This is a genomic window from Actinomyces graevenitzii C83 (assembly GCF_000239695.1).
GTDB classification, from domain to species: domain Bacteria; phylum Actinomycetota; class Actinomycetes; order Actinomycetales; family Actinomycetaceae; genus Actinomyces; species Actinomyces graevenitzii.
The window spans coordinates 184,213-197,242 of the sequence record NZ_JH470338.1 but is presented as its reverse complement, the minus strand read 5'-3'; the positions used below and the strand labels follow the sequence as shown (position 1 = coordinate 197,242).

The window sequence follows — 13,030 nt, the reverse complement described above, 5'->3', positions numbered from 1 at the left end:
CGACATGATCACTGAAATGCTTGCTTCCCCACTGATGCAGCGGGCCCTGATTGCCGCCGTGCTGGTGGGCCTAGCCGCCCCGGTGGTGGGCACATACCTGGTGCAGCGTGGCCTGGCGCTGATGGGTGACGGTATTGGGCACGTCTCTTTAACCGGTGTGGCCCTGGGCTGGCTGGTGGGTGCCTGGCTGGGGGTTAGCCCTGCCGACGCTTTGGCGGTTCCTGGCGCAATTGTGGCTTCCTTGGCGGGGGCGCTGCTGATTGAGCTGATCCGTCAGGCTGGGCATACGCGCGGCGACGTGGCACTGGCAATCTTGTTTTATGGCGGCATTGCCGGGGGCGTGATCCTGATTAAGTTTGCTGGCGGCACCACCACTAATTTGAACAGCTACCTGTTTGGTTCTATAGCCACGGTTTCTGAAAACGATGTGCGCACCACAGCCGTGTTGGCACTGCTGATCTTGGCGGTAGGTATTGGCCTACGCGGCCCTCTGTTTGCGCTATGCCACGATGAGGAGTTTGCGCGCGCCTGCGGCTTGCCGGTGGGTGTGCTCAACATTTTGGTGGCCGTAGTTTCTGCCTTGACAGTGTCTGTTTCTATGCGGGTGGTGGGCGTGCTGCTGGTGAGCGCGGTGATGATTGTGCCCGTGGCGATTGCCCAGTTGGTTTCGCATTCTTTTGGGCGCACCATGAATCTGGCCATGGTTTTGGGTGTGTGCGCCTGCCTGGCTGGCTTGTTTATCACCTATGCGGTGGCGGTCTCTCCCGGCGCCATGATTGTGTGCCTGCTGGTGGCCACCTACGCGTTGACGGCTGTGTTGACGTGGGGCGCTAAGCGAGTGTTTAAACGCAAGGATTTGGAGGATGAGCGTCTAGTGGATGGACGTTTACCTGAGGTGGAGGCTAGCCGTGGCTGAGGTTAAGCGCCGCTCTACTTGGCAGCGCAGCGCGATTGTGGATTTGTTGGAGCGCAGCCAGGTGTTTCTTTCTGCCCAACAGATTCACGCCGAGCTTGAGGAGGAGGGCACTAAGGTTGGTTTGGCTACGGTCTACCGGAATTTGCAGTCTTTGGCTGAGGAGGATTTAGTAGATACGGTTCGTTCCGACGACGGCGAGGCCCTGTATCGTCTGTGCACTAACGAGGGCCACCATCACCACTTGGTGTGCCGCAGCTGCGGCAAGGCGGTGGAGATTGCCGGCTCCTTGTTTGAAAACTGGGTGCATGACATTGCCTCAGCCAATGGTTTTACCAAGGTAGAGCACGTGGCTGAATTCTTCGGCCTGTGCAATGACTGCTCCCAAAAGCAGGCCAATAACTAGCCAACAAACAAAGCTCCGAGGTGCTTCTTGAGGTCGGCAACACGCGCGCTGGATTTGAAGAAGGGCGCGTAGCGAGACTTGGTGTCTTCTGCAAAGATGCGGAGTTTGGTCTCGAAGAGGTTGGCGTTGATGGTGATCAGGGTGGCGTCGTCGAGCAGTTCTTGGACGGTGTCAAGGTCGTCCGCATATTCGCTGTTGCGATCCAACCACGTGACGATACGCCCCTGCTCGAGCAAGGCGTTCAGTTCCTCTGCCAGCCGAGAGGCATCGATTCCGCTCCTTGTGTGCCTCCTCCGAGTCGGTAATGCAGGTCCGTCAGGCGCTCCAGTGCACGCCTGAGGCTATCGCTTTCGACGGCGGCACGCTCGATACTCCAATGGCGCGTCATGAGGCGCTGTAGGTGTAGCGCGTAAGCGGGACCAAAATCCAGCTCGCGTCCCTTTTCTTCGACAGCATCCTTGAGCTTCGCGTCCTTCATCATGCGGAGCAGGTAGGGCTTGTGGTGGGAGGCGGGCGGCTTTACACTCGCCACCGATCTGCCGCAGAACTCTGCGACGCCCTGCCGATCCGCCAGGATCCACGACTCGATACACTGGTCGACGATCCGAATTAGCAGATCCGGTGACTCACCCGGAGTGTGTTCGACGAGTTCCGCACGAAGTGTCACGGGGCATCCCTCACCGTCCTGATCGAGGTCACGAAAGATGACGTATGGGAGAACGCGAGCGGCTTCCCAGTACTTCTTGATATCCCTGTCAATCGCACCCTTGCCGTTGGCGCTCGTGACAGAGAATTCACTATCGGCCCATCCCGCCGCGTACATCAGCGCGGTAACAACCGGTATGTCAGTCGAGCCCTCGACGATGACCTGGGCGTAGACGTAGCCCTCCATCGCTTACCAGGTTCCCAGGGGAATCGTGCGACCATTGACAGCGTCGATGCCCTGCGACTTGGGCAGGCCAGCGCTAACCACGGCTTTGATGCGCGGGTCGTTCGACTCCGACAGCAGCTCACCCGTCGTCTCCCCGTTCTCCGAGCGCAACATCAGGACCTGGCTGGGGAGCACCAGCTCGGAGTCGATGAGTTCCGGCGAATGGGTGCTGATGACCATCTGCACGTCACGGTTCATGGCGACCTCTGCCAGCAGCGAGGGGAGCGAACGGACGACGGAGGCCTGCAGGAAGGTCTCGGGTTCTTCGATGAGGACGACGCTCGTGTCGCGCGGTAGCGTCGCCAGGTCAAAAAGCATGCCAAGCAGGCGCAGCGTTCCCTCGGAGAACTGCTCGTGCGAGTAGACGCCGCTCGCCCCACGAACGGGAGTATCGCTGTAGAACACTACCTCCGTGCCGAGCCCCATCCGCTGGTAAGACAGGTTCGGGATTTCCGGAACCACCGAGGCCATGATCGGGCGAATACGATCGACCACGGCATCCAGCTGCTGATCCGAGAAGCGCCCCGCGTGCTGGAAGAAGCCCGTCCCGTGGTCGGGGTCGTAGCGATCTGAACGCTCAAGCATCTTCTTGGGATTCGGATGGATGTATCGGATGCCCGCGAGGGTTTGACGAACTCTTGTTCGCTGCGCTTCCTCATCTTCAACCGGGAAGGACTCGCCTTCGTCTGCAGGCTTCTTGCCCCCTGCCGTGATTGTTTGATGAACGTCCAGATACCTGTCGTTGGGCTCACCAGTGAGTGGATCCGTCATCGGAAACGCGAACGTTTGATCGGCATCACTGCCGCGTTTCGTCGACTTGGGACCCGCCGACATCAGCCGAAGAAACAAAGCGAATTCCGCCGAGTTCTGGGTGTCGTTGAACGTCGCGACGAAAGCGGCAGAATCCGCGCCAGAACGAAAGTATCGGTCTGGGCCACCCAGATCCTCCGAAGCGGCCACAAGCCCACGGCGCCCAATATCACCCAGGAATCGCAGTGCGCCGAGAAGGTTGGTCTTTCCTGAGGAGTTGGGGCCGACGACGAAGAGGCGCGAGGACATGTCGAACTCGATGTGGGCGAAGTTGCGCCAGTTCGTGATGGCGATGTGCGTCAGCTTCACGTCGCGTCCTTTCGTTGCTAGACCGGGTGCCTCTCCAGTGTCCCACGGGGTGGAGGCACTGTCAGGACCACCACACGTTGTTCTTCTTGATTTCTCCGCAAGCCCACTTCAGGTCAGTCGCGATTCGCAACGAAACGAAGAGCATCATCCTCAAGGAACGACAGATGCTTCGTCGTCGCAGTCGCCAAGCGCCTCCTTGTCGATTCTGAATCCGCAACCACCAGATTCTGCTCGAACAACACGCCGCTCGCCTCGCGGGCATTCATACCGGCAACCATCAGCTCCGCTGCCTCAAACGTCCCAGCATTCGTCGCGCCACCCACCGTAATAGTCGAGGAAATACTCCGATCCAACACGACACCCCCTCACGGTCTCCCCGAATGCACGCAGCGGGATCTCCGCCAAGACAGCCACTATCATCACACAGCGGCGTCCCCACTGCGAATCCAACCGCCCTCGTTTCGACAGCCAGGTGTTTCTTTCTGCCCAGCAGATTCACGCCGAGCTTGAGGAGGAGGGCACTAAGGTTGGTTTGGCTACGGTCTACCGGAATTTGCAGTCTTTGGCTGAGGAGGATTTGGTAGATACGGTCCGCTCCGACGACGGCGAAGCCCTGTATCGTCTGTGCACTAACGAGGGGCACCATCACCACTTGGTGTGCCGCAGCTGCGGCAAGGCGGTGGAGATTGCCGGCTCCCTGTTTGAAAACTGGGTGAATGACATTGCCTCAGCCAATGGTTTCACCAAGGTAGAGCACGTGGCCGAATTCTTCGGCCTGTGCAATGACTGCTCCCAAAAGCAGGCCAATAACTAACCGACCTAAACACCCTGTTCCCTCAGGCGCCGCGCTCGCCTGATACTTGACCGCGTAAGTCTGCAGGTTGGCGCCGACGAGCGGGCTTTAAGGGGCTGTTCCATTACGTCATCACCAGGTGCAGCGCCCGAGTAGTCGGTGGTACAGGTGGCGCGGACGATCTCGTAAATCTCATACCAATACACATTCGCCTGCTTCCCAAACGACTGCGACATGGCGACGAACGGAGACGCGATGGCGGCACCGCTGCTGGGGTGTTTGCCGAGCAGGCCGAACTTGGAGATCGCCTGCTCGCACTGCACATAACGCGCGAACGCCTGCGCATACGCCTCAATCAGGCGGGGTACCACGAACTGCGAACAGCCGCGAGCGTCGAGCCACTGCCAGGTTTCCCGGTAGACGATGTCAGCGCCCAGCGGTTTGCCGTCGCGCTGAACCTCAGAGAGGTAGTCGGAGGGTTCTGGCATGGTCTCACCGGCCAGCACCGCACCGTCGCCAATGTCGTTGCCTTCGAAGTCGAATGGTTCGTTAAGTGGGTCTTCGAGGCGGGTGGCGGGGCGTCCGGCAGCGAGCTTCTCGTTGAGCGGATCAGGTTTCGCTCCGGCATGCACGCGGCGGCCACCCCGGTTGGTGCCGTCTTTAGCCACGGTCTCTGCTCCTTGCTCGTAAGCGTTAGGTCGCCAACTATACTTGGTGGTCATGCAGCGCGAAATAATAAGCCGTAGGACTCGTAGCGAATTCAGGAAACTCACAACTAACTCGACAGTCGGGCAGATTGAAGACGCCTTCAGGGACGAAGGGTTTTCCCCAAATTCCGACCCAGACTTCAAAGACTCCAGCGACCGTCGTTTGACGGCCAACAACTTCCTTAACGCTGTGAATTGGACTGATGTCAACGAGTGTGACCGAGCGATAAGAGCGATGGAGCGTATCCTCATTCCCATATCTCCGGCGCGTCAATTTGTACATGACATATCAACTTGGGATGCCTTCACTCGCTACCTCAAGGAAGATGGATGGGAGATAACTACTGAAGGTAAAATCTCCCCGCTCACCTACCAAGACCAACTATCTCGTCTCGCGATGAGTGATTTGAAGGATGCAAGCGCAATCCATGAACAGCTTGAACGCTTGCGTCGCTCTCAAGATGATCCCGCAGCCGTTATCGGGGCTTCTAAGGAACTTATCGAATCGACAGCGAAAGTCATACTCGCCGAGCTGGGTAAGACCTACGACCCGAATGCCAAATTCAATAAGCTGGTGAAGCTTGTCCAGTCCGAGCTGGGGCTTGATCCCAGCACCGCAAAAGGCGTCGATAGTGAGGATTCTGTAAAGCGAATCCTCGGTGGCGCATCGAGCGTTGCGCTCGGCTTGAACGAACTGCGGAATGCCGGGCACGGAACCGGTCATGGACCAGCCACAGCTCGCGTTGGTCTTTACGCCCGTCACGCTCGTCTGGCCATCAACGCCGCTACTTTGTGGTGCGAACTGGTCTTGGAAACCTACTTAGATCCGCTTGCGCCGTGGCGCGATCGGCGGTGACAGCGTCAATACCCTGTTTGATTCGGGGACTTTGTGTGCGGTTGGCCCCGCCCGCTGACCCGTGAACGAGTCGTAGAGATCAAGAGGCCCCAACCCTTCGCCAGCGCTGCGACGTTGCCTCGAGTGCGGCGAACAAGGTCGAGGTCGGCAACTTTGAGGTTCGCGTTCTCGGCCGCGTCAGGGCGGAACGTGGCGCTGATTTCAGTAGGTGTAGACCCTTGAGGCTTGCCTCCATCGGTCGCCGTCGAGCGCCGACTGGCGGGAGTGGCACGGCTTACACAAGGCGCGAAGGTTACCGGGGTCGTGGGTGCCGCCGTGCTCCAGCGGGATCACGTGGTGGACTTCCTACGCGGGCGTGTACCGGCTGGTCGCGAAGCAGTTCTCGCACAGCGGGTGGGCGGTGATGTAGGCGGCACGGATTCTGCGCCGGCGGGCACCGTAGCGCCAGTTGATCTTCGGGTCACGCTGCCAATCGCCGGTAGCGCTCGTCCTCCGCCTTGGCGTAGGCTTCGCAGAAACGCTGGTGAGTGAGGTTCGGGCAGCCGGGCTGGGAACACGGACGTGCAGGCTTGACCGGCATCTTATTCTTCCCGTGCCCAGATGTGGCGAAGCCCCAAGACACCCAGCCGATAACCGGGTTTACCCTGGGGCTTTTCCTACTTTTCAACTACCTACATCATTGCAGGCCGGAAACGGTAAATGCATCCGCTGTTCTTGACACCTTTTGGCGCAAGGGTGCAAAACCCTCACAAACGGCCATACAACGCAGACGTCAGCCGGGCGAGCGCCCGGGACTTCTTCTGATAGGCGCTGGCGCGCTCCACGTAGAAGTGGTCACACACCCTCTGCACCGCCTCATCCTGGGTACCGTCGCCGAGGAAGAATGCTTCGAGCACGAACCTGTCGTCGTCGGTGAGCAGCTGCCAGGCGGGCAGGAACCACGCCATGTACTCCCGAGCCTGCCCGTAACGAGCACGGTAGATGTCGATCCGATCCAACGTCTCCGCCAGACGCATCTCCCCAGCTTGCAGATCCGTGTGGCGCGGCAGCCCGTCGAGTTTCGGTGCGTTGGATTTCTTTGAGCGCCTTGTAGCAGGTGGGGTCGGGGTATCCTTCGATGTTCTTCTTCGGGATTCCGACGTCGAGGGTGGTGATCATCGGGCTTCCTCACCTTCACGCTCGATCACCGGCAGCAGGCCACGGGTGTTCTTCAACAGGTCATAGATGAAGAGCCGTCCCTTCTGTGTCCAGTACATGTGGGTGCGGGTCTTGCCCTTGTCGTACTCGTGCGTCTTGGACTGGGTGTAGCCCTGCTCAGCAAACTTGGCGTAGAGGAACCAGCGGCCGGACTGATGGAACTGAACCTGCTCCTCGCGCAGAATCTGATTGAGCTTCTTCGCCGACAGGCCGTAGTCCTTGGCGATTTCGGTGGTGGTGATCAGCGAAGGCGAGGCCAACACGATGTCGTAGTAGGACACCTTCGGTGCTGCTTCCAATAGGGCTTGTTCGGCGGCGAGGCGCTTGGCCCGCTCAGCCCGCAGGGTGACGATGGCCTGCTCCAAGAACTCGTCGTCGGACAGAAGCTCGTCGATGGCGTACATGCCGTGACGGCGGATGGACGGGAGGACGTCGTCGAACACCCACGCCTCGAACTTCTGGGCCGCAGGCAGCTTGGAGGAGACGATCAGCCGGTACAGGTCGCCTTCGCTGATGAACCTGACCTGCTGAACACCACCAGCAGTTTCAAGGGGGTAGTGATTCACGACCCCCTTGCAGTGACGCGCCAGGGCATCTTTCGTGTTGGAGTAGCCGAGGGCGGTCGCCACGTCCTTGCCGCAGAACAGGATCTGCCCGCCCGAGGTGATGGTTCGGATCGTGCCGAACTCGTGGTTGGTGAACGCTTGTAGCGTGGTAGCCATGACCGGCTCCTTTTCTGAGAGCCGGGTAGACAATCGCGGGCGCGGGATGCGCCAGGCTCTCACCTGTCAGGCACGGCAGGCACCGAAACCGGACACGGTGTGAGGAAGGCTCTCGCCCATACGCCCCCGAGCACTGGCAAATCCGGACGGGTCACCGGAGAATCGCTGCGGCAGCCTTGACAACAACCCGCGTCGCTGGAGTGCCGGTATGAACCCGGCTAGGTTGTGGGTAACCGTTCAGCTCGACCTCGACTCGACCCCTGTCGGGAGTGGGCTGGATCTCTCGTGTGGAGACGCCGACTTCGGCACGTGACATTGACCAGACGGCCACGGTGACGTACCGTAGGAGGTGATAGATCCCCGGTCAGGCCTCTAGTCCCGCAAGGGACAATGCACAAATGACCGGGGCCTTTCACTTTCTAGGGAGCTCATGGTCAAGCGCTGGCTCAGTTATGACGAACAAGTCAAACTGCTTCAAGAACGCGGTTTGACCGTCACTGACGCCGCATCAGCAGCTGAGTTCCTATCTCGCGTGAACTACTACCGGCTCTCGGGATATTTCCGTTACTGGCAAGTTGACCCAATGGCGGGCAACAATCGCTTCCTCGACGGTTCATCCTTTGAAGTGATTCAGCGGCTCTACGAAGCCGAACAAGACCTGGTTGCAGTCTGTGACGAAGTTCTCCACCCGATCGAGGTTCTACTTCGAACTCGGTTCGCCTACTACTACGCACAGCATGTCGGAGCGATCGGAACGTTCGCCCGTGGTGACGGGTTCACGCAATCGCCTGATCCTAATGACGAACGTGTCGAAGAACATGCGCTGTCGAATCTGGATCGCAGCAAGGAGACCTTTGTGTCTCACTACCGTGATGAGATCAAGACGGGCAACGCTTACAGCATCGAAGCCTACGCACGCATGCCCGTCTGGGTAGCGGTTGAGGCATTCTCGTTTGGCAGCCTGTCCAGGCTTATTGAGGCTTCAAGCAAGTCCGGAGTGCTGCACGACATGGCAGCGTCGATGAACGTTTCTCCAGCTACACTGCCAAGCCAAGTCCGATCATTCGTCTACCTACGCAACCGCAACGCCCACTGTGCGAAGCTATGGAACCACGCTGTTCTCGACCGCCCAGGACTCCTTTCCAACATCGCCCGACGAGCCAAACGAGACCACCGTCAGTTCAGCGATCATTCGATCTACAAGATCTTCGTAGCGCTTGACCAAGTCGCCACCAAGACCGGTCTCCAGCAGGATTGGCTCGCCAACCGCGTCGAGCCGATCCTTGCCACGAATGCCCTTCTCGCCGCAGGCATCGCAACCCCAGCCCGCTACGGCGAAATGCAGAAGCAGCTGCTCACCGCCGACCACTAGCTCTACACCGCCCGGTCAGTCCTTGCGGTAATACGAGCATTCGTATCCGTCGGTGTCCAGCGGGAGTCCATCTGTCCAGTCGGCTGGGGTGGTCATGAGAGCGCAGGCGTCGGCGACGGTGAACCCGGAGCCCATGGGTTCGTCGATGACGATTTCGTCGTGGACGTGCATGACGATCCGATGCCCGGCCCCTGCGACGAGTCCCATGGCGTGGACGAGGAGGTCGCGGGCGACTGCTTGGACGATGTTCTCGACGAGTTTCCCGCCATAGGTTTCCAGCCGACCCCACTTGCGCCCGGTCGTGACACCGCTGTAGGTGATGGAGGTGCCGCCCCACCGGTTCTCACCCAGGCACGGCTGGACATACGCCAGCCGTCTGCCCGAGGGCAGGGTGATGAACAAGATGCCCGACTCGACCGAGAAACGCAGGTTGCGCAGCCGGACGGTACTGCGGGCGGTGATCGCGTCCAGCACAGCCTGCTCGACGTCCGCCCACAGTTGCACGATGTTGGGGTTCGCTGCCCGCCAGGCGTCGACGATCGTTTTGAGCTCGTGCTCGGCCAAACCCATCCGCAGCGCACCCATCGCCTTGAGCGCTCCGACGGAGCCGTTGTAACCGCAGGCCAGCGTGGCGATTTTGCCTTTCTGGCGCAGCTCAGCGTTGATGCCGTGTTTTTCGACGGGGACGCCGAACATGCGGCTCGCGGTCTCGCAGCAGAGGTCTTTGCCGTCGCGGAAGGCTTGGAGGGTGGATGCTTCTCCGGCGAGCCAGGCGATGACACGGGCTTCAATCGCGGAGTAGTCGGCGACGTGGAAGGGGTACGCCAACGGGTCTAACCAGCTGCCTACTATGTTAGCGAGCGAGCTGGGCGATGGGATCAGTTTCGGTTCGCCGGCAACGTCTCCCAGGCATACGAGGAGTCGGCACTCAATGACCTAGCCGACCGGCTCCACGACCTTGACGAGTCGATCAACAAGGGTAATGTCACCGAAGGTCTAGGCCAGCTGTTCTACAAGGTGTTCACCGAAGCTGCCGGTGAGACCGCTGCCGTAACGGAGCCCTTGACTTTGACAGACAAGGCCTACCGATCTGGCATCCCGTACATTGACGAGAAGACGAATCGCCTCAGGCTTGGCGACCTCTCGGTCGCGTTACCGCCGAAGCATCCCGCACCGGACACAGTTCAGCCTGCTGATCTGGTGTATGTTTCGGCGCTCCTGGCCGCGTATTGCGAAGACAAAGCCCGTACCGGCGTTGAGGTGGAGCTGGACGACATCCCGTCGCGTCTGGTTCAGCACTTCCAAGAACAGCGCAAAGCGTTCTACCGTGCCGAATGGGTACAAGAAACATCGTGGAACTGCATCCACGATGGGCGGCCATTGTTTGACGAGATTCCTGGAAACGATGCACGCGGGAGTCTCCGACACCAACTTGCGTCAGTACCCCAACGGACTCGAACGCCTCCTCGCGACACTGGCTCAAGCAGCCGCAGTCCAACTCGACGGTGTCCGGCTCGACCAGATCATTGACCTGATCGACGTGTGGAGCCGGAAAGGTTCCTGCCACGAACTCGTCGCCCGGAACCGGCTGGGATGGGTAGATTGATGCGCGCCACGTCCCTAGACACAAGTTTCGAAGCTGAACTGCGCGGGCTCATCTTGCTGTTCCTACTCGGAGATGCAGCGGATGCCGACTACCTGGGTGCTCTAGACACCATCACTGTCAACGCCCACACCTTCGGGGTCGGGGCAGCAAATCTCAACGGCACCCACCGACTGGCCAGCGGGGAACTCCACACGCGCACAGTCCTGATGACCCAAGCTCTCCAGCATTTGGCGATCCAAGGATTCGTGAAACTACAGCCAGATCGTTCTCCGGCGGCCTTCACGATTACCGCCTAGGGTGAATCAGTCGTCAACCATTTCCGCTCCCGATACGCCGGTCAGTTGTTCGACACCGCGTTGGAGACGATCGAGCGGGTTGGCGACCTGAGCACGAGCGAGCTGGCTCAGATCATCAGGTCAGCGACCCCGGAAGGAGAAACGCGATGACACCAGGCTTCTGGATCAGCAGCATCACCGTGGCCGGGCACCCCACTCGGCGGGACTCCAGCGTCGGTTTCGAATCTGGACTCAACGTCATCTACGGACCGTCTAACTCCGGCAAGTCCTGGATGCTTCAGTGCATCGACTACGTGTTCGGGCTGAAAGCTGGCGAGTTCGTCCTCGACGAAAACTCCGGCTACACCGAGGTGCGTATGGGGGTGCGCACCGCGCAGGGCTCACTCACGTTATCGCGCCCCATCGGTGAGGGAGCCAATAACATCGAGGTCTCCAGCACAGACCCACGAATTGAGTCTGGAACCTACAAACGTCAATCGTCTGGCCGTTCCCCGCTACTCAGCTCGGTGTGGCTCAAACTCATCGGCTACGAGGCCCCCGAAGACCTGAAAATCATCAAGAATCAAAACCTTGAAACCCAGGCGTTGACGTGGCGCACCTTCTGGCATGCGCTGTACGCGGACGAAGACCGGATCAGCACCAAGAAACCAATCCTTCTCCCTCTTCAGACCACCGCACAGCCCGCGTTCAAATGCGCCCTCGCGTCACTGATCACCGGCAAGGACTATGCCGCCTACGCTCGTGATGAGTCTGTCGAAACGAGGAAACTGCGTAACAACGCGATCATCGACTACCTCGAGCCGCTACCCAAACAGCTTGAAGAACGAATCGAGTTGATCGAGAAAGCACTCGGTAGCAGCGACCCAGCAGAGATCCAGCAGCGCATCGATGAGCTGACCGCAGAACTGGAACGTGTCCAGCAACGCATCACACACGCCACAGTGCAGGGGCAAGACGTCGTCGCACGCCTCCAACAGGTGCGTGACTCGCTGGCGGAATCCCGCAGTCTGCGGAACCGATACGAGGAACTTGCCGCCTCCTACCGTGCCCGCATCGAGCGGTTCGATTTCGTCGAGGAAGGCCACGCCCTCACCGTACACAGGGAACCGGCAACAACCTGCCCCGTATGCACGCAGGCACTACCACCGGAAGCGCGATCCGCAGTTCCAGAGCCCGATCCGCGTGAACGCCACGACCTAGCTGCCCGACTCAACGATCTTCGTCAAACGATCCATCAGATGGATCTTGAACAGGCACCCCTGCAAGAACAAGAGCAGGATCTCGCCGCAGAAGCCGAGCGCATTGCCCGGTGTATCAGCGGCGAGTTAGAGCCACAACTGCAAGCCCTCTCGACTTCGCTTGCCAGCCACAACGCGATCATCGCCATGCAGGCAGAAAGAGAACAGCACCTCGAACGCAAACAAGCCATCGAAAACGAACTTGAAGAACGCAAGAATCGCACATTCCCCAAGGGCAACTTCAATCCGCTCGACGAATACCCGAAAACGTTCTGGCCGCAGATGGGCACTAACCTGCTCGACATCCTTGGAGCCTGCACGTTCCCCAGACTCAAAGATGCCCGATTCTCGCGTGAACTGTTCGATGCTGTCATCAACGGCAAAACCAAAGCGAAGGAAGGGCAGGGCTACCGGTCGTTCGTCAACACCGCTGTCATGCTCGCCCTCCGGGAATACCTCGCCTCCGAGGACACCACACACAACCTCGGCCTGCTCATCATCGACACCCCACTACTGGGGCTCGACGATCCACAGCTCGACCCCGAGCTTCAAGAAGCCCGTGAAACCATCCCCGCTGTCCTCTACGACTACCTCGCCCTCGAACAAGACGGCGGTCAGATGATCATCGCTGACAACACCAAGTTCATGCCCGACATAGAACCACTAAAGGACCGATGTAAACTCATCGTATTCACGAAACGCGAAGGAGAAGGACGCTACGGCTTCCTACTCGATACCCAGGACGAAGACCTAATCGATCTGGAGGAAACAGATGACAACTAACCGCGCCTTCAGCTACAAGCCCCTCTGGAAACTCCTCGTCGACCGCGACATTGCCGACATCTGCAAGGTCGTCCCCACTGACACGAAGGGA

At 59.4% G+C, this 13,030-nt stretch carries 16 protein-coding genes and 2 pseudogenes; 9 read left to right on the top strand and 9 right to left on the bottom strand.

The genetic code is table 11. The annotated features are described in order from the left end of the window. Positions 1 to 4: 4 nt before the first annotated feature. Positions 5 to 916: a metal ABC transporter permease gene (locus HMPREF0045_RS00890; RefSeq protein ID WP_005984605.1), complete on the top strand. Its 912-nt coding sequence runs from the start codon at positions 5 to 7 to the stop codon at positions 914 to 916. Next, a complete protein-coding gene (locus HMPREF0045_RS00885) occupies positions 909 to 1,319 on the top strand; it encodes a Fur family transcriptional regulator (protein ID WP_005984603.1) in 411 nt (136 codons plus the stop codon). The genes HMPREF0045_RS00890 and HMPREF0045_RS00885 overlap by 8 nt, the downstream gene beginning before the upstream one ends. On the opposite strand, the gene HMPREF0045_RS00880 is transcribed toward HMPREF0045_RS00885, so the two are convergent. The 4 genes from HMPREF0045_RS00880 to HMPREF0045_RS00865 all read right to left on the bottom strand — a co-directional run bounded on the left by HMPREF0045_RS00880 (position 1,316) and on the right by HMPREF0045_RS00865 (position 3,725). Further along, positions 1,316 to 1,555, bottom strand: coding sequence for a hypothetical protein (locus HMPREF0045_RS00880; protein ID WP_005984601.1), 240 nt, complete (start codon positions 1,553 to 1,555; stop codon positions 1,316 to 1,318). The two genes, HMPREF0045_RS00885 and HMPREF0045_RS00880, sit on opposite strands and share 4 nt — an antisense overlap. A 5-nt stretch (positions 1,556 to 1,560) precedes the next feature. Further along, the gene (locus HMPREF0045_RS00875) at positions 1,561 to 2,211 is read right to left on the bottom strand and encodes a hypothetical protein (protein WP_005984600.1); all 651 of its coding nucleotides are present in this window, start codon (positions 2,209 to 2,211) and stop codon (positions 1,561 to 1,563) included. A 3-nt stretch (positions 2,212 to 2,214) separates the two neighbouring features. Next, a complete protein-coding gene (locus HMPREF0045_RS00870; protein WP_005984598.1) occupies positions 2,215 to 3,369 on the bottom strand; it encodes an AAA family ATPase in 1,155 nt (384 codons plus the stop codon). Positions 3,370 to 3,482: 113 nt separating this feature from the next. Then, entirely contained in the window at positions 3,483 to 3,725 is a 243-nt protein-coding gene (locus HMPREF0045_RS00865; RefSeq protein ID WP_005984596.1) for a BrxA family protein, read from the bottom strand. A gap of 116 nt (positions 3,726 to 3,841) precedes the next feature. Here HMPREF0045_RS00865 and HMPREF0045_RS00860 point away from each other — a divergent pair, with 116 nt between their 5' ends. Beyond that, a complete protein-coding gene (locus HMPREF0045_RS00860) occupies positions 3,842 to 4,183 on the top strand; it encodes a Fur family transcriptional regulator (protein WP_005984594.1) in 342 nt (113 codons plus the stop codon). A 5-nt stretch (positions 4,184 to 4,188) separates the two neighbouring features. Here HMPREF0045_RS00860 and HMPREF0045_RS00855 read toward each other — a convergent pair whose 3' ends face one another. Then, positions 4,189 to 4,830, bottom strand: a complete 642-nt coding sequence (locus HMPREF0045_RS00855) for a P27 family phage terminase small subunit (RefSeq protein WP_005984592.1) — start codon at positions 4,828 to 4,830, stop codon at positions 4,189 to 4,191. A gap of 52 nt (positions 4,831 to 4,882) precedes the next feature. Here HMPREF0045_RS00855 and HMPREF0045_RS00850 point away from each other — a divergent pair, with 52 nt between their 5' ends. Beyond that, entirely contained in the window at positions 4,883 to 5,725 is an 843-nt protein-coding gene (locus HMPREF0045_RS00850; protein WP_005984590.1) for an abortive infection family protein, read from the top strand. 201 nt (positions 5,726 to 5,926) lie between these two features. Here the strand turns inward: HMPREF0045_RS00850 and HMPREF0045_RS09920 are convergent. From HMPREF0045_RS09920 to HMPREF0045_RS00835, 3 genes and pseudogenes are all read right to left on the bottom strand, one after another. After that, a pseudogene (locus HMPREF0045_RS09920) lies at positions 5,927 to 6,305 on the bottom strand (HNH endonuclease). Positions 6,306 to 6,471: 166 nt separating this feature from the next. After that, on the bottom strand, positions 6,472 to 6,741 hold the full coding sequence (locus HMPREF0045_RS00840; protein WP_005984587.1) for a hypothetical protein: 270 nt from the start codon (positions 6,739 to 6,741) through the stop codon (positions 6,472 to 6,474). A 138-nt stretch (positions 6,742 to 6,879) separates the two neighbouring features. Next, entirely contained in the window at positions 6,880 to 7,644 is a 765-nt protein-coding gene (locus HMPREF0045_RS00835; RefSeq protein ID WP_005984584.1) for a phage antirepressor, read from the bottom strand. A 430-nt stretch (positions 7,645 to 8,074) separates the two neighbouring features. On the opposite strand from HMPREF0045_RS00835, the gene HMPREF0045_RS00830 reads away from it, so the two are divergent. Then, on the top strand, positions 8,075 to 9,016 hold the full coding sequence (locus tag HMPREF0045_RS00830) for an Abi family protein (protein WP_005984582.1): 942 nt from the start codon (positions 8,075 to 8,077) through the stop codon (positions 9,014 to 9,016). Positions 9,017 to 9,031: 15 nt separating this feature from the next. Here the strand turns inward: HMPREF0045_RS00830 and HMPREF0045_RS00825 are convergent, their stop codons facing one another. Continuing rightward, entirely contained in the window at positions 9,032 to 9,844 is an 813-nt protein-coding gene (locus HMPREF0045_RS00825) for a DNA polymerase (RefSeq protein ID WP_005984581.1), read from the bottom strand. A 189-nt stretch (positions 9,845 to 10,033) separates the two neighbouring features. Between HMPREF0045_RS00825 and HMPREF0045_RS11185 the strand changes: the two are divergent. From HMPREF0045_RS11185 to HMPREF0045_RS00805, 4 genes and pseudogenes are all read left to right on the top strand, one after another. After that, a pseudogene (locus HMPREF0045_RS11185) lies at positions 10,034 to 10,348 on the top strand (ABC-three component system protein); the annotation flags it as partial. A gap of 37 nt (positions 10,349 to 10,385) precedes the next feature. After that, entirely contained in the window at positions 10,386 to 10,622 is a 237-nt protein-coding gene (locus HMPREF0045_RS11180; RefSeq protein ID WP_040315632.1) for an ABC-three component system protein, read from the top strand. Next, positions 10,622 to 10,918: an ABC-three component system middle component 2 gene (locus HMPREF0045_RS00810; RefSeq protein WP_005984578.1), complete on the top strand. Its 297-nt coding sequence runs from the start codon at positions 10,622 to 10,624 to the stop codon at positions 10,916 to 10,918. Before HMPREF0045_RS11180 ends, HMPREF0045_RS00810 begins: the two co-directional genes overlap by 1 nt. A gap of 146 nt (positions 10,919 to 11,064) precedes the next feature. Then, positions 11,065 to 12,939 (top strand): AAA family ATPase, encoded by a 1,875-nt coding sequence (locus HMPREF0045_RS00805; RefSeq protein ID WP_005984576.1) that lies wholly within the window; start codon positions 11,065 to 11,067, stop codon positions 12,937 to 12,939. Positions 12,940 to 13,030 lie beyond the last annotated feature (91 nt).

What these genes read in the sequence shown, in the direction of transcription:
- HMPREF0045_RS00890 (WP_005984605.1), top strand. Translation starts at nt 5, where the DNA reads ATGATCACTGAAATGCTTGCTTCCCCACTGATGCAGCGGGCCCTGATT.
- HMPREF0045_RS00875 (WP_005984600.1), bottom strand. Translation starts at nt 2,211, where the DNA reads ATGGAGGGCTACGTCTACGCCCAGGTCATCGTCGAGGGCTCGACTGAC.
- HMPREF0045_RS00850 (WP_005984590.1), top strand. Translation starts at nt 4,883, where the DNA reads ATGCAGCGCGAAATAATAAGCCGTAGGACTCGTAGCGAATTCAGGAAA.
- HMPREF0045_RS00840 (WP_005984587.1), bottom strand. Translation starts at nt 6,741, where the DNA reads ATGCGTCTGGCGGAGACGTTGGATCGGATCGACATCTACCGTGCTCGT.
- HMPREF0045_RS00835 (WP_005984584.1), bottom strand. Translation starts at nt 7,644, where the DNA reads ATGGCTACCACGCTACAAGCGTTCACCAACCACGAGTTCGGCACGATC.
- HMPREF0045_RS00830 (WP_005984582.1), top strand. Translation starts at nt 8,075, where the DNA reads ATGGTCAAGCGCTGGCTCAGTTATGACGAACAAGTCAAACTGCTTCAA.
- HMPREF0045_RS11180 (WP_040315632.1), top strand. Translation starts at nt 10,386, where the DNA reads ATGGGCGGCCATTGTTTGACGAGATTCCTGGAAACGATGCACGCGGGA.
- HMPREF0045_RS00810 (WP_005984578.1), top strand. Translation starts at nt 10,622, where the DNA reads ATGCGCGCCACGTCCCTAGACACAAGTTTCGAAGCTGAACTGCGCGGG.
- HMPREF0045_RS00805 (WP_005984576.1), top strand. Translation starts at nt 11,065, where the DNA reads ATGACACCAGGCTTCTGGATCAGCAGCATCACCGTGGCCGGGCACCCC.